The following is a 17,450-nucleotide window of genomic DNA, read 5'->3' as shown; positions in this document are numbered from 1 at the left end:
TCCCGATGGGTTTCAACCTTTCTGCCTGGGCGCTGCGCAACCGCCAGATCGTCCTGTTCCTGATGATCCTGCTGGCCGTCATTGGCGCCATGTCGTACACCAAGCTTGGCCAGAGCGAGGATCCGCCATTCACCTTCAAGGCCATGGTCATCCGCACCCTGTGGCCAGGCGCCAGCGCTGAAGAAGTGTCGCGACAGGTGACCGAGCGCATCGAAAAGAAGCTGATGGAAACCGGTGAGTACGAGAGAATCGTCTCGTTCTCTCGCCCCGGCGAATCGCAGGTTACTTTCATGGCCCGCGACTCGCTGCACTCCAAGGACATCCCCGAGTTGTGGTACCAGATCCGCAAGAAGGTTGCGGACATTCGCCACACCTTGCCGCCGGAGATCCAGGGCCCGTTCTTCAACGACGAGTTCGGCACCACCTTCGGCAATATCTATGCGCTGACTGGCGAAGGCTTTGACTATGCGGTGCTCAAGGACTACGCCGACCGTATCCAGATCCAGTTGCAGCGGGTCAAGGATGTGGGCAAGGTCGAGCTGATCGGCCTGCAGGACGAGAAAGTCTGGATCGAGCTGTCCAACCTCAAGCTGGCCACCCTCGGCGTGCCGCTGGAAGCCGTGCAGAAGGCGTTGCAAGAGCAGAACGCGGTGAGCACCGCCGGTTTCTTCGAGACGCCCAGCGAGCGCTTGCAACTGCGCGTGAGCGGGCGTTTCGACAGTGTCGAGCAGATCCGCCAGTTCCCCATTCGCGTGGGTGATCGCACCTTCCGGATTGGTGATGTCGCCGAGGTGCACCGTGGCTTCAACGACCCACCTGCACCGCGCATGCGCTTCATGGGCGAGGATGCCATTGGCCTGGCGGTTTCGATGAAAGACGGTGGCGACATCCTGGTACTGGGCAAGGCCCTGGAAGGCGAGTTCGAGCGCCTGGCGCATAACCTGCCTGCCGGCATGGCGCTGCGCAAGGTTTCGGATCAACCGGCGGCGGTCAAGGCCGGTGTGGGCGAGTTCGTGCAGGTGCTGGTCGAGGCGTTGGTCATTGTGCTGCTGGTGAGCTTCTTCTCGCTGGGCCTGCGCACTGGCCTGGTGGTGGCGCTGGCCATTCCGCTGGTGTTGGCCATGACCTTTGCCGCCATGCATTACTTCGGCATCGGCCTGCACAAGATTTCCCTGGGCGCGCTGGTGCTGGCCCTGGGCTTGCTGGTGGACGACGCGATCATTGCCGTGGAGATGATGGCGATCAAGATGGAGCAGGGCTATGACCGCCTCAAGGCAGCCAGCTATGCCTGGACGAGTACGGCCTTCCCGATGCTCACCGGGACGCTGATCACGGCAGCGGGCTTTCTGCCGATTGCCACCGCGGCCTCCAGCACCGGCGAATACACCCGGTCGATCTTCCAGGTGGTCACCATCGCTTTGCTGACCTCTTGGGTGGCGGCCGTGGTGTTCGTGCCTTACCTGGGTGAGCGCCTGCTACCCGACCTGGCCAAGCTGCATGCCGCGCGCCATGGCAAGGACGGCCATGCGCCAGACCCCTACGCCACCCCGTTCTACCAGCGCGTGCGACGGCTGGTGGAATGGTGCGTACGGCGGCGCAAGACGGTAATCCTGCTGACCGTTGCCGCTTTTGTCGGCAGCCTCCTGCTGTTCCGCTTCGTACCCCAGCAGTTCTTCCCGGCTTCCGGGCGCCCGGAACTGATGGTTGACCTGAAGCTGGCCGAAGGCGCCTCGCTGGCCAATACCGCCGAGCGGGTCAAGCAACTGGAGGCGCTGCTCAAGCAGCAGGACGGTATCGACAACTACGTGGCCTATGTGGGCACCGGCTCGCCGCGCTTCTACCTGCCGCTGGACCAGCAACTGCCGGCAGCCAGCTTCGCCCAGTTCGTGGTGCTGGCCAAGTCGATGGAAGACCGCGAACGCCTGCGCAGTTGGCTGATCAGCACGGTGGACCAGCAGTTCCCTGACCTGCGCGCGCGGGTCACGCGTCTGGAAAACGGCCCACCCGTGGGCTACCCGGTGCAGTTCCGGGTCACTGGCGAGCATATCGAGAAGGCCCGCGCACTGGCCCGTGAAGTGGCTGACAAGGTGCGCGAGAACCCGCATGTGGTGAACGTGCACCTGGACTGGGAGGAGCCCAGCAAGGCGGTGTTCCTCGAAATCGACCAGGACCGCGCCCGTGCGCTGGGCGTGAGCACTTCGCACCTGGCCAGCTTCCTGCAAAGCTCGCTGATCGGTACCACGGTCAGCCAGTACCGCGAGGACAACGAACTGATCGAGATCCTGCTGCGCGGCACCCGGCAGGAACGCAGCGAGCTGGGTAACCTGGGTAGCCTGGCGTTGCCCACCGACAATGGCCAGAGCGTGGCGCTGTCGCAGGTGGCGACCCTGGAGTACGGCTTTGAAGAAGGCATTATCTGGCACCGCAACCGCTTGCCGACGGTGACCGTGCGTGCCGATATCTACGATCAGGAGCAGCCGGCGACGCTGGTGAAGCAGATTCTGCCGACCCTGCAGGACATCCGCGCCAAGCTGCCCGATGGCTACCTGCTGGAGGTGGGCGGCACGGTGGAGGACTCCGAACGGGGGCAGAAATCGGTGAATGCCGGTATGCCACTGTTCATCGTGGTAGTCCTGAGCTTGCTGATGATCCAGTTGCGCAGTTTCTCGCGCACGGTGATGGTGTTCCTCACCGCGCCGCTGGGGCTGATCGGTGTGACCCTGTTCCTGCTGGTGTTCCGCCAGCCGTTCGGCTTTGTCGCCATGCTCGGCACCATTGCGTTGGCGGGGATGATCATGCGCAACTCGGTGATCCTGGTGGACCAGATCGAGCAGGACATCGCAGCGGGGATGGAGCGCTGGCAGGCGATCATCGAGGCTACGGTGCGGCGCTTCCGGCCGATCGTGCTGACCGCGCTGGCGGCGGTGCTGGCCATGATCCCGTTGTCGCGTAGTGTGTTCTACGGGCCGATGGCGGTGGCGATCATGGGCGGGTTGATCGTGGCCACGGTGCTTACACTGCTGTTCCTGCCGGCGTTGTATGCGGCGTGGTTCAGGGTGAAGAAGGGCTGAAGACCGCAGGGGGAGGGCTTAGCCCTCCCTTCGCGGGTAAACGCGCTCCTACAGCGCGCCGAAGACCTTCTTGGCCAGGCTGGTAGCCGCCGCTGCCGGGTTCTGGCGAATGTTCTGCTCCTGTTTGCCGATCATCTCGAACAGGCCATCCAGCGCCTTCTCGGTCACGTAGTTCTCGATATTGGCGTCATCCTTGACCAGCCCCAGGCCTTTGGCCTGGGCGGCGAAGGCATTGTACTGCTGGGCCACGCCAACCTTGTCGGTGGCCTGCTTGACGATTGGCAGGAACTTGGCGCGGATCTGCTCGCGGCTGCTTTTGTTCAGGTACTGGGTGGCCGAGTCGTCACCGCCGCTGAGGATGCCTTTGGCGTCGGTCACGCTCATGTTCTTCACGGCATCCACCAGAATCGCCTGTGCCTGCGGCACGGCGGCCTCGGCGGCCTTGTTCATGCTGGTTTCCAGGGCTTCGACCTGTTCACCCTTGCCGAACATTTTCATCGCCTTGGCGGCTTTGCCCAGGTTGCCTGGCAGCTCGATGCGCACGTCCGGGTTGTTGCTGAAGCCGCCTGGGGTGCTCAGTTGCTTGACGGCCAGCTGTGCACCTTGGGTCAGGGCATCTTTCAGGCCGCCGGTGGCGTCTTTCTGGCTGAGGTCGCCCAGCGACAGGGCCAGGGCACTGGCCGACAGCAGCAGGCCGGCGCACAGGGTGGTGAAGCGCAGGGAAGTGCGGATCATGAAGCTTTCCTTGTAAACGGATGAGTGCGGGTATCAGCGAACCTGATCTACCTTGATGCGTACCGATTGCGGGTCACTGCCATCGAGCGCGACACCGTGGTGTTCGGTATTGATGAACAGCAACTTGCCATTCAGCTCGATGCGCGCGCTCACCGCATAGCGGTGGCCAGGCTTGACCTGCGCGGGGTCATAGGTGAGATGGAACGGCAGCGGCACGTTGCCTTTGACCGGGCCGGCCTGGCGCGCCAGGGTCACGGCAGGGGCGTCCATCAGCGACACATCCTGCAGTTCCACGCTCAGGGTGGCGGCAGGCGGCAGGGCAATGCGCTGCAGGTAGAAGACTTCACCGTCCAGGCTGGCCTGGTTGGGTGGGGTTTGGCTGGAGCAGGCTGCAAGCAGGGATGCGCAACACAGCATAAAGAGCTTTTTCATGGAATCTCCGGTGTCCTTGGAGCTGGCTTGTGGCCAACCCCACGGACTTTAGCGGATTTTGCCGACCGATGAACCGTTAGAGGGTCGAAGTTTCCAGCCCGTCGTCACGGTGCAGGGCCACCTGGCGGATCGACAGGCGCAGCTCGGCCGACAGCACTCGCTTGGCCACGCCCTCGGCCAGCTCGCCGAGTTTGTCGTGATAACCCAGCTTGCCTTGCGCGTCGGCGTGCAGCACGCCTTGCTGAAGCAAGGTCTGGATGAAGTGGCGGAACAGCGTCTTGTCGAAGAACTCCGGTGCGTTCAGGCCATGCAGGATCGACAGGCGCTGGGCCATCATCACGCACAGGTCTTCCAGCGCTTCGGCGCTCAGGCTGTTCTGCCCGCTGTTGATCAGCAGTGAGGTGGCCATGTAGAAGCGCTGCAGGGTCTGGGTGATGGTGCGAGCGAGCAGGGTCAGCAACACGAACTGCCGCGAGCTGGGCGCCGGGCGCACGTACAGGTCGTTGTCCTGGCGCAGCAGGCCCTGTTCCACCAGCGCGACCAGCCATTGGTCGATGACCTCGTCCAGCTGTTCTGGCGTCCAGCGCAGGAACAGTTCGGCCTGTAGGTAGGGGTAAAGCGCGTGCACATACTGGCCCAGCAGTTCACGGCTCATGCGTGAACTGCTGAGGAAGAAGCTGGCCAGCAGCGCCGGCAGGGCGAAGATGTGCAGCACGTTGTTGCGGTAGTAGGTCATCAGCACCGCGTTGCCTTCATCCAGGTAGAGGATGCGGCCCAGGGCGTCCTTCTGCTCGGCCACCAGGTTCATGCTGCGCACATGTTCGATCAGTGCCTGGCCGTCGCCCTCGGGCAGGGTGGTGTGCGGCGAGTAGGGCACTTGGCGCAGCAGCGCCAGGTACAGGTCGAGTACGCGGATCAGGGCGCGCTCGTCCAGGGCAAGGCGGCTGGTCGACAGCAGTGCCAGGGCCACCAGGTTGACCGGGTTGATGGCGGCCGCCTCGTTGAGGTGACGGGCCACGGTTTCTCCCAGGCGGGCGGTGGTGGCGTTGAGCCAGTCCGGCCGGTACTGCGGACCGTGATCCTGTTCACGCCAGCCGGGCTGCTGCTGGTCGAGGAAACCAGCCAGGCGGATGGGTTCGCCGAAGTTGACGTAGACCTGGCCAAAGCGCTGCTTGAGTGCGCCGAACACCTTGAAGATGTCCAACACCGACTCCTTCTTCTTGCTGGCGCCGCGCAGTTCGCCCAGGTAGGTACGGCCTTCGAGCACGCGCTCGTAGCCGATGTACACCGGCACGAACACGATTGGCGTACGCGACGAACGCAGGAAGCTGCGCAGGGTAATGGCCAGCATCCCGGTGCGCGGCTGCAGCATGCGCCCGGTGCGCGAGCGGCCGCCTTCGACGAAGTACTCGACCGGGAAGCCCTTGGTGTACAGGGTATGCAGGTACTCATTGAACACCGCCGTGTAAAGCGGGTTGCCCTTGAACGTGCGGCGCATGAAGAAGGCGCCACCACGGCGTAGCAGGTTACCCACCACCGGCATGTTGAGGTTGATGCCTGCAGCCACGTGCGGCGGAGTGAGGCCGTTGCGGAACAGCAGGTACGACAGCAGCAGGTAGTCGATGTGGCTGCGGTGGCATGGCACGTAGATCACTTCATGGCCAGGGGCGATACCCTGCACCTGTTCGATGTGGTTGACCTTGATGCCGTCGTAGATCTTGTTCCAGAACCAGCTGAGCACCACTTCGAGGAAGCGGATGGCGGTATAGGTGTAGTCCGAGGCTATCTCGTTGCCATAGCGCAGTGCCTGGGCCTCGGCTTTGGCCAGCGGCAGGTTCTCGCGCTGCGCTTCGTCGGCAATCGCCTGGCGCACTTGCGGGGCATGGACCAGGCCTTTGACCAGGGTGCGTCGGTGCGAGATGTCCGGGCCGATGACGGCAGTCTTGAGGTTGCGAAAATGCACGCGCATCAGGCGCTGGGCCATGCGCACGGTGCGCTCGTGGCCTTTGTTGTGCTGCACCAGTTCGCGCAGGTGGATGGGCGCGGAGAACTGTACCCGGGTCTTGCGCCCCAGGATCAGTACGGTCAGCAGCCGGCGCAGGCGCCCGGTTACCGCCCAGCTGTCGGCGAACAGCAGCTTCCAGGGGCTGGACTCGCTGGCCGGGGTCTGGCCCCAGAACACGCTGACAGGAATGATCTGCGCATCTTCTTCGGCATGCTGGCTGACGGCAGCCACCAGGCGCTCGAGCGTGGGCGGGGCGCCGCTTTTGTCCTGGCGGCCGAGCCAGTCCGGGTCGGGGGTCAGGTAGAAGAACGCGGCGGGTTCCTGCAGTGGGCCCACGGCTACCGGCAGCACCGGGCGCGGTAGCCCCGCCTTGGTGCACTCGTGGTCGAGCACGGCCAGGTCAGTGAGCGCGGGCGAGGGCAGCGCATAGAACACCGGCCGGCTGCGGTCGAGGTTGAGGGTCATGGAAGACTGGTTGATGGTCTCGGAGCGCACCCACAGGTACAACAGGCGACGCAGGCCGCCGAAGATCAGGCGGTGCAGGGGGGAACGGGTCATGGGGTGTGTGCCCTGGGTGTGATGTTCAGGTGGGTATTCTGCTATTTAGTCTGCCGTATCGGCGTAAGTTCAGCAAAATTCGGCCAACGGCGGCGCCGTCATCAATTTTTTTTGTTCTGTGTCATATACTCGGCCTGCCACTTGCAGGATATTTCGGCAAGCGGCGTTGGCACGGGGCAGGTGACCTCATGCCTGCAAGGCGATCTTCACAATAAAAATCCGGAGTAGTTCAGATGTCGTCTCGTGAGACTGGGAATGTAAAGTGGTTCAACGATGCCAAGGGTTATGGCTTCATTCAGCGCGAAGGTGGTGCGGATGTGTTCGTCCACTATCGGGCGATCCGCGGTGAGGGGCATCGTACCCTGGTCGAAGGGCAGCGGGTGGAGTACGCCTGCGTGCAGGGCCAGAAAGGCCTGCAAGCCGAAGACGTAGTGGGCCTCTGAGCCTCTGGTTTCAAGCCGTAGGAGCGGGCTTGCCCGCGAAGCAGCCACCACGGTGGCTGCCACGGGCATAGCCCGTATTCGCGGGTAAACCCGATCCTACAGAAACGAGCAAGCCTGCCGTTTCATGATGTACGCCAGGTGATTTCCTCTTCACCGTCGGCGCTGATGCGGACCCAGCGGTCAGCATCTTCTTCCCCGTCTTCCTCGACCCAGCCACCCGGCGCGCAGCGCACTTCCACACCCAGCGCGGCAAATGCGGCGCGGGCGCAGGCAACGTCATCCGCCCACGGCGTCTGGTCGCTTTCCAGGTACAGGCTGTTCCATTTCCCTACAGCCTTGGGTAACCAAGTGACCGGAATGTTACCGGCCTGGCATTTGAAGGTTTGGCCTTTCTGCTTCCACTCGGTGCACGGGCCGATTGCCTGGGCGAGCCACTCGGCAATCTGCTTGTGGTCGACGTCGGCGTCCTTCAGGTAGATCTCGATATCAGGTTGACGCATAAGGGCTCCGGGTGTGCTCAGTCTTGGCGCACGAAATAGTCATAACGCATGGAAACCGTGACCTCGAACGGCTCGGGCTGGTCGATCACCCGGGCACGTTTTTCGGCGCTGGCGCGCCAGCCGTGTGGGGTCATGGCCAGCAGGTCGGCGCGGGCCTTGGGCGCGGCCAGGCTCAGGCGGAACTCGAGGGTTTCGCTGTGGGCGTGGGCCATGCCTTCAGGGACCAGGGCCAGGTGCTTGTCGTCGGCGTAAGGGCGTACTTCATCGTAGAGCACTTCACGCAGTTCCATCAGGTGGCCGCTGGTGGGGCCGACTCGCATCAGGCCGCCGCCGGGGCTGAGCAAACGCTTGGCCTCGGCCCAGTCCAGCGGGCTGAAAACGCTGGCGATGAACTGGCAACTGGCGTCGGTCAGCGGCACGCGGGCCATGCTGGCGACCATCCAGGTGACCGCCGGTGCTCGGCGGCAGGCACGCTTGACCGCTTCGCGGGAGATGTCCAGCGCATAGCCGTCGGCGGCTGGCAAGGCCTGGGCGATCTGTGCGGTGTAGTAACCCTCGCCGCAGCCGATGTCCAGCCAGGCGCCAGGCTGGCGCTCGGCGGCCAGCTCGGCCAGGCGGCGGGCGACCGGCGAGTAATGGCCGGCGTCGAGAAAGTCGCGGCGTGCCTCGACCATCGCCTGGTTGTCACCGGGGTCGCGGCTGTTCTTGTGCTGCACCGGCAGCAGGTTCAGGTAACCCTGGCGGGCGCGGTCGAAGCGGTGGCCGGCCGGGCACACCACTCCATTGTCGAGCCGGCTCAGCGGCGCCTGGCAAAGCGGGCAGGCAAGCATCAGGCGAGCAACCGGACCAGGGTCTGGTAGTAGATTTCGGTCAGCAGATCGAGGTCGCTGGCCAGGATCCGCTCGTCAACCTGGTGGATGGTGGCGTTGACCGGGCCGAGTTCGACCACCTGGGTGCCCATGGTTGCGATGAAGCGGCCATCGGAAGTGCCGCCGCTGGTGGAGGGCTGGGTATCGCGACCGGTGACGCCCTTGATGCTGGCCGCCACGGCGTCGAGCAGCTCGCCTGGTTCGGTCAGGAACGGCAGGCCCGACAGTGCCCAGTCGACCGACCAGTCCAGTTCATGCTTGTCGAGAATCGCCGACACTCGGGCCTGCAGGACTTCGACGGTGGACTCGGTAGAGAAGCGGAAGTTGAACAGCGCGGTCAGCTCGCCCGGGACCACGTTGGTGGCGCCGGTGCCGGAATTGAGGTTGGAGATCTGGAAGCTGGTTGGCGGGAAGAACGCATTGCCTTCGTCCCAGTGCTCGGCAGCCAGTTCCGCCAGGGCCGGGGCGGCCAGATGGATCGGGTTGCGCGCCAGGTGCGGGTAGGCCACATGGCCCTGTTTGCCGCGTATGGTCAGCTTGGCGCCCAGCGAACCGCGGCGACCGTTCTTGACCACGTCACCCAGCAAGGTGGTGCTGGACGGTTCGCCGACGATGCACCAGTCCAGGCGCTCGTTGCGCGCTTTCAGGCGCTCGACCACCGCTTTGGTGCCGTGGTGGGCGGGGCCTTCCTCGTCGCTGGTGATCAGAAACGCGACCTTGCCGCGGTGGTTCGGGTAGTCCTGCACGAAGCGCTCGCTGGCGATGACCATGGATGCCAGGCTGCCCTTCATGTCGGCGGCGCCACGGCCGCAGAGCATGCCGTCGGCGTCGATCAGTGCCTCGAAGGGTTCATGCTGCCATTGCTGGACCGGGCCGGTAGGCACCACGTCGGTGTGGCCGGCAAAACACAGTACCGGGCCGTCCTGGCTGCCGTGGGTGGCCCAGAAGTTGTCGACGTCTTCAATGCGCATCGGCTCCAGCTGGAAACCGACGGCGCCCAGACGGTTCATCATCTGCGCCTGGCAATCGGCGTCGACGGGGGTGACCGAGGGGCGACGGATCAGGTCGCAGGCCAGTTGAAGGGTAGGCGAGAGCTCGGCAGGGGCCGTCATGGGGGACTCCGGGGCAAGGCAAGGCGGGGAAATCTGAGGGGCGTTATCTTATATCAAATGGTTTCGGGCAGCACGGCCCATTCGCGGGCACGCCCGCTCCCACAGGTACTGCACAGCTCTGAACGCCTGTGCCAAGCCGGTGGGAGCGGGCGTGCCCGCGAATGGGCTGCACAGGTCGGCCCAGGCAACTTCAAGCCTGCTGCGCTTGGGCAGCCTTTTCTGCGGGCTTGGGCAGCGACGACAGGAACGCCATCACCAGCGCTGCCACATAAGGCAACGACTGCACCAGCAACATCGCCACCCAGAAGCGCATGTCCGAACTCGGCAGCCCCTGCACCAGGTAGATACCCAACGCCGCGCCCCACAGCAGCACCATGATGAACAGCTCTTCACGGGCTTCGGAAATCGCCACCAGCAACCCATGGCTGTCAGCGTTCTTCGGCGTGCGGAAGAACGGCATGCTGCTGGTGAAGAAACCATACAGTACCGCCTTGGCGATGGTGTGCGACAGTGCCAGCCCGGCCAGCGCAGCTGCGAAGGCATCCTTGAGGTTCACCCCCACCGCTCGGCGGTACAGGAAGATGATCTTGCCGACCTTGAAGAAGAACAGCGCCAGCGGCGGGATGGCGAAGATCATCAGGGGCGGATCGACCCGATGCGGCACGATGATCATCGCCGCCGACCACAACAGCGCGCCGATGGTGAAGAAGATGTTCATGCCATCGGCGATCCACGGTAGCCAGCCGGCCAGGAAGTGGTAGCGCTGGCCACGGGTCAGCTGGCTGCCTTTGCCGCGCAGCAGCGCGCCGGCGTGGTGCTTGATGATCTGGATGGCGCCGTAGGCCCAGCGGAAGCGTTGCTTCTTGAAGTCGATGAAGGTGTCGGGCATCAGGCCCTTGCCGTAGCTGTTGTGGGCGTAGGCGGCGGACAGGCCTTTCTCGAACACGCGCAGGCCCAGTTCGGCGTCCTCGCAGATGCACCACTCGGCCCAGCCCAGTTCTTCCAGCACACTGCGCCGGGTCATGGTCATGGTGCCGTGCTGGATGATCGCGTCACGGTCGTTGCGGGTGACCATACCGATGTGGAAGAAGCCCTTGTATTCGCTGTAGCACAGCTTCTTGAAGGCGCTTTCGTGCTGGTCACGGTAATCCTGCGGTGACTGCACCACGGCAATTTTCGGGTCGGCGAAGTGCGGCACCATGTGCTTGAGCCAGTTGCGGTCGACGCAGTAGTCCGAGTCGATTACCGCGATCACTTCGGCGTCCTTTGCCGTGTGCGGGATCAGGTAATTCAGCGCGCCACCCTTGAAGCCGGCCAGTGGCGCGACGTGGAAGAACTTGAAGCGCTCGCCAAGCTTTTCGCAGTGGGCCTTGAGCGGCTCCCACACGGCCGGGTCCTTGGTGTTGTTGTCGATCACCAGCACTTCGTAGTCGGGGTAGTCCAGGGCGGCCAGGGCGTCCAGGGTCTGTTTCACCATCTCAGGTGGCTCGTTGTAGCACGGCACATGCACCGACACCTTGGGCCGGTAGGCACTGTCGGCCTGCACGGGCAGGAATTCGCGTCGGCGCTTGTGTATCCAGACCGCCTCGGCCAGTTCGTGGGCCTCGGTGAGCAGCACGATGAACACGCCCAGCGCGCCGAGGGCCAGCAGCACGCCCACGGTCAGGCTGAACCAGGTGCTGTATTGCTGGCTGTAGTCGTAGGCGATCCACACCAGCACCGACCCGCACAGGAAAGTGATGAACGTCAGGAAGGTACGGCCACGCTGGCGCAGGGCCGAGCCATCGATGAACAGCACCATCAGGGCGATCATTGCCAGCACCACCGACGCCACTGCCAGGGCCCGCCACTGCGGGATCGCCACCACAGGGCCGTCGAAGTTGAACTTCTGTTGGCGTTCGGCGTTGTAGACGCCCCAGTAGGCGCCTACCGACCCTTCGTCGCTGGCCTTCCAGGGTTGGTCATAGGCTTCAATGACAAAGTAGTTGTAGCCACGGCGGTTGAGGGTATTGACCAGGGTGCGCAAGTAGATGGCCTGGTCGGCCTGTGTGGCATCGGCACCACCGCGCATGCGGCCGTTGCTCGGCCAGCCGACTTCCGACAGCAGCAGGGGTTTGCGCGGGAACTGGTGCTTCAGTTCACGGGCGCGGTCGAGGACGAACTCGACCGAATCCTTCATCGGCACGAACTCCCAGTAGGGCAGGATGTGCGCGGCAATCAGGTCGACGTGCCTGGCCAGCTCAGGATGTTCCTTCCAGATGTGCCATTGTTCACTGGTGGTCACGGGCACCTTCACGGCTGCGCGTACGCGGTCCAGGTATTTGATCAGGTTTTCCGGTGTGACCTCTTCACGGAACAGCGCCTCGTTGCCGACCACCACCCGCACCACGCTGCGCGACGTGTTGGCCAGCTGGATGGCCGTGGCGATTTCGCGCTCGTTGCGCTCCAGGTCCGGGCTGATCCATATCCCCAGCGTCACCCGCAGGCCGAACTCCTCGGCCAGGCGCGGGATGTCGGCCTGGGTGCCTTCCACGGTATAGATACGGATGCTGTCGGTCAGTTTGCTCAGTTGCTCCAGGTCCTGGCGCATTTCGTCGTCAGTGGGGTACTGACCCTTCTGTGGGCTTTCGCCCAGGCGGAACGGCGAATACGAAAAGCCAGAGATCTGTTCTGGCCAGGCGGGGGCGGAGACCGGGCGGTTGATCAGTGCCCAGAACCCGGTGAACAGTGCGGCGATGGCCAGCACCACTACCAGGTTCAGGCCGAATTTACGTGAAGACATCGTCGTCCATTCATGTGGAAGTGATAGGACATTAAAGCAGGGTTGGTAGTCTCTTTCCTAACGATGCAGGTCAAGGGTTCACTGGCATATAATGCGCGCCGGTTTTTTGGGGTATGAACATGAGCACAGAAGATCCACGCTTTGCCGGCGTTGCCCGGCTGTATGGCGACCAGGGGCTGCAACGTCTGGGCCAGGCCCATGTGGCTGTGGTCGGTATTGGCGGGGTGGGCTCGTGGGTGGCCGAAGCCCTGGCACGCAGCGGCGTAGGCGAGATTACCCTGTTCGACCTGGACGATGTCTGCGTCAGTAACACCAACCGCCAGGCCCATGCGCTGGAAGGGCAGGTGGGGCGGCCCAAGGTCGAGGTCATGGCCGAGCGCCTGCGGGCGATCAACCCAGGGTGTACGGTGCATGCGGTGGCCGACTTCGTCACCCGCGAGACCATGGCCGAGTACATCACCGAGCACCTCGACTGCGTGATCGACTGCATCGACAGCGTCATGGCCAAGGCGGCGCTGATCGCCTGGTGTCGCCGGCGCAAGATTGCCATTGTCACTACCGGTGGCGCGGGCGGGCAGATCGACCCGACGCAGATCCAGATCGCCGACCTGAACAAGACCTTCAACGACCCGTTGGCTTCACGGGTGCGTTCCACCCTGCGCCGCGACTACAACTTCTCGCGGAATGTCAGCCGCAACTATGGCGTGCCGTGCGTGTTCTCCAGTGAACAGCTGCGTTACCCCAAGGGCGATGGCAGCGTCTGCCTGCAGAAAAGCTTCGTGGGTGAGGGCGTGCGGCTGGACTGCTCGGGTGGCTTTGGTGCGGTGATGATGGTGACCGCGACCTTTGGCATGGTAGCGGCGAGCAAGGCGATAGAAAAACTGGTGGCTGGAGCGCGCCGGCCGTCGGAACGGGTCAAGCCTGAATAAGACCGCGTGGGTTTCTTCGCGGGCCTGCCCGCTCCCACAGATACTGCATCTCTTCCAAGCATGATGCCGTACCTGTGGGAGCGGGCGGGCCCGCGAAGCAACCAGCGCCGATTCAGCGGTTGGACGCCAACTCCGCCATCCGCTGCAACACCGCATGCAGCCCATTGCTGCGCGACGGCGACAATTGGCGCCCCAGCCCGAGCTGGGTAAACCACTCGCGCAGATCAATCCCGGCCAGCTCCTCACTGGCCAGTCCCTGCACCCGCACCAGCAACAGCGCCAGCAGCCCACGCAACAAGCGGGCATCGCTGCTGGCCTTGAACCGCCACACGCCCTCGATCTGCTCGGCCACCAGCCACACCAGGCTCTCGCAGCCATGCACCCGGTTGGCCTCGGTCTTTTCGGCATCAGCCAGCGGCTCCAGGCGGTCACCCCACTGCATCAGCAGCCGCGCACGCTGTTCCCAGCCTTTGCCCTGTTGAAACGCTTCCAGCGCTTGGTGCGCCTGTTCCGGCAGGCTCATCGCAACAGCTCCAGGCCTTGGTCCAGCGCGTCGAAGAAACGCTGCACGTCATCGCTGTCGTTGTACAAACCCAGCGATACCCGTATCGCGCCTTCCAACCCCAGCCCCTTCAGCAGTGGCATGGCGCAGTGGTGACCGGCACGCACGGCAATGCCCTGTTCAGTCAGCAAATGAGCAATATCGGCGTTGTGCACGCCCTCGATGACGAAACTGGCCAGGGCCGTCTGCGGTGCGCCCAACACCCGCACGCCCTCGCGGTCGCCCAGGCCACGCAGCAGGTGCTGGTGCAGGCTGGCTTCATGCGCTGCGACCGCATGGGCATCGAGGCTGGCCAGATAGTCCAGTGTCGCGCCCAGACCGATCACCCCGGCAATCGGCGGCGTACCCGCTTCGAAGCCCAGGGGCGCGGGACGGAAGCTGGCGCTGTGGTACTCGGCCAGCTGCACCATCTCGCCACCGAACTGCCAGTGGCGCAACAGCTCCAGGGCCTGGGCGCGGCCATAGAGCACGCCGACGCCGTCCGGACCGTACAGCTTGTGGCTGGAAAACACATAGAAGTCGCAGCCCAGTTGCTGCATGTCCTGGCGACCATGCACCACGCCCTGGGCACCATCGACCACCGTCAGCGCGCCCTGGGCGCGGGCATGGGCCAGCAGCGCTGGCAGCGGTTGCCAGGTACCCAGCACGTTGGACAGCTGGCTGATGGCGAGCACTCGGGTGCGCGGGCCGATCAGTTGCAGTGCCTGGTCCTGGTCGATACGACCATGGGCGTCCAGTGGCAGCACCACCAGGTGCAGGTTGCGCCGGTGCGCCAGCTGTTGCCAGGGCAGCAGGTTGGCATGGTGCTCCAGGGCACTGATGGCAATTTCGTCACCGGCTTCGAGGCGGTGCTCCAGGCCATAGGCCAGCAGGTTCAGTGCCGAGGTGGCGCCGTGGGTGAACACGATCTGCCGCGAGTCTGCGGCATTGAGCCAGGCGGCGACCTTGTCGCGGCTGGTTTCGAAGGCCTGGGTCGCCAGCGCACCGGGCAAATGCTGGGCACGGTGCACGTTGGCCGCGCCATGGCCGTAGTAATGGCTCAGGGCATCGAGCAAGGCTTGCGGCTTCTGGGTGGTGGCGGCGCTGTCCAGATAGGTCTGGTGCTGCCGTTGCAGGGCGGCGATGGCGGGGAAGTCGGCACGCCAGGGAGAGGGCTGGAACATGTTTGCGAGGCCTGGAATGAAAATCGGGTCTGGTGCATTGGCGCCAGACCCGATCTTAACACCTCAAACCCGGCAGGGTTCTCAGTTGTGAGCGTGCAGCGCTTCGTTCAGCTCGATGGCCGACTTGTGGGTCTTGCATTCTACCGCGCCGTTCAGCGAGTTGCGGCGGAACAGCAGGTCGGTCTGGCCGGCCAGGTCGCGGGCCTTGACCACTTTGACCAGTTCGTTGTTCTCGTCCAGCAGGTTCACCTTGGTGCCCGCGGTGATGTACAGGCCGGCTTCGACGGTGTTGCGGTCGCCCAACGGAATACCGATACCGGCGTTGGCGCCGATCAGGCAGCCCTCACCGACTTTGATGACGATGTTGCCGCCACCGGACAGGGTGCCCATGGTCGAGCAGCCGCCGCCCAGGTCCGAGCCCTTGCCGACGAATACGCCAGCGGAAACGCGGCCTTCGATCATGCCCGGGCCTTCGGTGCCCGCGTTAAAGTTGACGAAGCCTTCGTGCATGATGGTGGTGCCTTCGCCAATGTAGGCGCCCAGGCGCACACGGGCGGTGTCGGCGATACGCACGCCGGCCGGGACCACGTAGTCGGTCATTTTCGGGAACTTGTCCACCGAGAACACTTCCAGCAGCTCGCCCTTCAGGCGTGCTTCCAGTTGCAGCTCGGCCAGTTCGCCCAGGTCGACCGCGCCCTGGTTGGTCCAGGCCACGTTCGGCAGCAGCGGGAAGATACCGGCCAGGCTTACGCCATGCGGCTTGACCAGGCGGTGCGACAGCAGGTGCAGCTTGAGGTAGGCCTCTGGGGTCGAGCTCAGGGCAGCGTCTTCGGCCAGCAGGGTGGCGACCAGCGGCTTGTGGCTCTCTGCCAGGCGGGTCAGCAGGGCGGCCTGCGCGGCGTCCACGCCCTTCAGGGCTTCGGCCAGTTGTGCGGCCTGGGCGTTGCTGAAGGCGATGGCCTGGTTGCCACCTTCGTAACCGAGAACAGGGGCTACTGCAGCAACCAGTTCGGCGCTCGGGTTGAGCAGCGGTTGTGCGTAGAACACTTCCAGCCAGGCGCCCTGGCGGTTCTGGGAGCCGACACCGAAGGCCAGGCTGAACAGGGTATTGGACATGTGATTACCTCGTGCGAAATAGGGTGGGGGCTCAGGCCAGGGCAGCGGCGTACAGGTCGGGCTTGAAGCCAACCAGGGTACGCGCGCCAAGGTCGAGCACCGGGCGTTTGATCATCGACGGCTGGGCCAGCATCAGCTCGACGGCCTTGGCCTGGTCGAGGTCTGCCTTGCTGGCGTCGTCCAGCTTGCGGAAGGTGGTGCCGGCACGGTTGAGGATGACTTCCCAGCCGTGTTCGTCGCACCAGCGGTTCAGGCTGTCACGGTCGATGCCTTGGGTTTTGTAATCATGGAATTCGTAGGCGATGGCTTTGTCTTCGAGCCAGGTACGCGCCTTTTTCATGGTGTCACAGGCTTTGATGCCGTAGAGCGTGTAGGTCATTGTGTACATTGGGGTTGCAAGTAGCCCCAATCTCTCCGTTTTTCGATGTCAGTCGCGGGATTATGCGGGAACGATCCTCGCGGCGCCACGCCCGTGGCGCCCCTGTTTATTGATCAGGATGTGTTCAAGCGACCAGACGCTGGACCGACCCGATGATCTCATCGCCGTGTTGCTGTTCGGCTGTGCGCAGATCGAAGGCCGTCTGCAGGTTGAGCCAGAACTCAGGGGTGGTGTCCAGGCAGATGGACAGACGCAGTGCCATGTCGGCGGAAACACCGCCCCGTTCGCGCAGGATGTTGTTGACGGTTGGCGTTGCTACACCCAACGCCCTGGCCAGAGCCGCGGCGCTGAAGCCCATTTCCTTCTGGAACTCCTCCCGCAGGATTTCACCCGGATGGATTGGACGCATACCGTTCTTGAGCATGATGCACCTCAGTGGTAATCGACAATTTCAACGTTAACTGGCCCGTGCTCTGTCCAGGTGAAGCACAACCGCCATTGGTCATTTACACGGATACTGTGCTGGTCGGCGCGGTTGCCGCTCAGTGACTCGAGGCGATTGCCAGGTGGCGACCTAAGGTCTCGCAACTCTGTTGCGGCATCGAGCATGGCCAGCTTGCGCTCCGCGACTGACTTGATATCTGACCAACGCCGTGTCTTTCCCGTTGTGAAGAGCGCTTCCGTGTCGGCACAGCTAAAGCTTCGAATCATGAGCTGAATGCTTAACGTTATTCGTTAATTTCGATTATACGACGGGATCGCTGTAGTTCAAGTCTTCAATAACGGGCACGCGA

16 protein-coding genes are annotated in these 17,450 nt (G+C 63.7%); 3 read left to right on the top strand and 13 right to left on the bottom strand.

The genetic code is table 11. The features are described from left to right. Positions 1-5: 5 nt before the first annotated feature. Positions 6-3,071: an efflux RND transporter permease subunit gene (locus tag ACF8O8_RS04045; RefSeq protein ID WP_014754291.1), complete on the top strand. Its 3,066-nt coding sequence runs from the start codon at positions 6-8 to the stop codon at positions 3,069-3,071. A 48-nt stretch (positions 3,072-3,119) separates the two neighbouring features. On the opposite strand, the gene ACF8O8_RS04040 is transcribed toward ACF8O8_RS04045, so the two are convergent. The 3 genes from ACF8O8_RS04040 to plsB form a co-directional block, all read right to left on the bottom strand. Then, complete coding sequence (locus ACF8O8_RS04040; protein ID WP_010952609.1) at positions 3,120-3,806, bottom strand: DUF4197 domain-containing protein; 687 nt, start codon at positions 3,804-3,806, stop codon at positions 3,120-3,122. A gap of 33 nt (positions 3,807-3,839) precedes the next feature. Then, positions 3,840-4,238, bottom strand: a complete 399-nt coding sequence (locus tag ACF8O8_RS04035; protein ID WP_003252249.1) for a YbaY family lipoprotein — start codon at positions 4,236-4,238, stop codon at positions 3,840-3,842. Between the two features lie 76 nt (positions 4,239-4,314). Continuing rightward, positions 4,315-6,801, bottom strand: a complete 2,487-nt coding sequence (gene plsB / locus ACF8O8_RS04030) for a glycerol-3-phosphate 1-O-acyltransferase PlsB (protein WP_392509285.1) — start codon at positions 6,799-6,801, stop codon at positions 4,315-4,317. A 233-nt stretch (positions 6,802-7,034) separates the two neighbouring features. On the opposite strand from plsB, the gene ACF8O8_RS04025 reads away from it, so the two are divergent. After that, positions 7,035-7,244 (top strand): cold-shock protein, encoded by a 210-nt coding sequence (locus tag ACF8O8_RS04025; RefSeq protein ID WP_003252255.1) that lies wholly within the window; start codon positions 7,035-7,037, stop codon positions 7,242-7,244. 122 nt (positions 7,245-7,366) lie between these two features. Here the strand turns inward: ACF8O8_RS04025 and ACF8O8_RS04020 are convergent, their stop codons facing one another. From ACF8O8_RS04020 to ACF8O8_RS04005, 4 genes are all read right to left on the bottom strand, one after another. Further along, positions 7,367-7,744 (bottom strand): hypothetical protein, encoded by a 378-nt coding sequence (locus ACF8O8_RS04020; protein ID WP_003252257.1) that lies wholly within the window; start codon positions 7,742-7,744, stop codon positions 7,367-7,369. Positions 7,745-7,761: 17 nt separating this feature from the next. Beyond that, positions 7,762-8,574 (bottom strand): putative RNA methyltransferase, encoded by an 813-nt coding sequence (locus ACF8O8_RS04015; RefSeq protein WP_392509284.1) that lies wholly within the window; start codon positions 8,572-8,574, stop codon positions 7,762-7,764. After that, entirely contained in the window at positions 8,574-9,725 is a 1,152-nt protein-coding gene (gene dapE / locus ACF8O8_RS04010) for a succinyl-diaminopimelate desuccinylase (RefSeq protein ID WP_392509283.1), read from the bottom strand. The genes ACF8O8_RS04015 and dapE overlap by 1 nt, the downstream gene beginning before the upstream one ends. Before the next feature lie 190 nt (positions 9,726-9,915). Next, a complete protein-coding gene (locus ACF8O8_RS04005; protein ID WP_392509282.1) occupies positions 9,916-12,507 on the bottom strand; it encodes a glycosyltransferase in 2,592 nt (863 codons plus the stop codon). Positions 12,508-12,626: 119 nt separating this feature from the next. Between ACF8O8_RS04005 and tcdA the strand changes: the two genes are divergently transcribed. Next, entirely contained in the window at positions 12,627-13,436 is an 810-nt protein-coding gene (tcdA, locus tag ACF8O8_RS04000; RefSeq protein ID WP_003252264.1) for a tRNA cyclic N6-threonylcarbamoyladenosine(37) synthase TcdA, read from the top strand. 112 nt (positions 13,437-13,548) lie between these two features. On the opposite strand, the gene ACF8O8_RS03995 is transcribed toward tcdA, so the two are convergent. From ACF8O8_RS03995 to graT, 6 genes are all read right to left on the bottom strand, one after another. Further along, positions 13,549-13,959: a SufE family protein gene (locus ACF8O8_RS03995; RefSeq protein ID WP_392509281.1), complete on the bottom strand. Its 411-nt coding sequence runs from the start codon at positions 13,957-13,959 to the stop codon at positions 13,549-13,551. Further along, positions 13,956-15,161: a cysteine desulfurase gene (locus ACF8O8_RS03990; protein WP_010952615.1), complete on the bottom strand. Its 1,206-nt coding sequence runs from the start codon at positions 15,159-15,161 to the stop codon at positions 13,956-13,958. Before ACF8O8_RS03990 ends, ACF8O8_RS03995 begins: the two co-directional genes overlap by 4 nt. Before the next feature lie 81 nt (positions 15,162-15,242). Next, a complete protein-coding gene (gene dapD, locus ACF8O8_RS03985; RefSeq protein ID WP_004574732.1) occupies positions 15,243-16,277 on the bottom strand; it encodes a 2,3,4,5-tetrahydropyridine-2,6-dicarboxylate N-succinyltransferase in 1,035 nt (344 codons plus the stop codon). Between the two features lie 31 nt (positions 16,278-16,308). Then, positions 16,309-16,656 carry an ArsC family reductase gene (locus ACF8O8_RS03980; RefSeq protein ID WP_003252272.1) on the bottom strand — a complete coding sequence of 116 codons (348 nt, stop codon included), beginning with the start codon at positions 16,654-16,656 and terminating at the stop codon, positions 16,309-16,311. A gap of 124 nt (positions 16,657-16,780) precedes the next feature. Beyond that, positions 16,781-17,080 (bottom strand): type II toxin-antitoxin system antitoxin GraA, encoded by a 300-nt coding sequence (gene graA / locus ACF8O8_RS03975; protein WP_010952669.1) that lies wholly within the window; start codon positions 17,078-17,080, stop codon positions 16,781-16,783. Positions 17,081-17,088: 8 nt separating this feature from the next. Further along, positions 17,089-17,367, bottom strand: a complete 279-nt coding sequence (graT, locus tag ACF8O8_RS03970; protein WP_350298663.1) for a type II toxin-antitoxin system toxin GraT — start codon at positions 17,365-17,367, stop codon at positions 17,089-17,091. Positions 17,368-17,450: the final 83 nt, after the last annotated feature.

The organism is Pseudomonas sp. TYF_14, from assembly GCF_043105275.1.
GTDB lineage: Bacteria > Pseudomonadota > Gammaproteobacteria > Pseudomonadales > Pseudomonadaceae > Aquipseudomonas > Aquipseudomonas alloputida.
The sequence above is the reverse complement of the archived record's forward strand: the minus strand, read 5'-3'. Positions and strand labels throughout refer to the sequence as shown.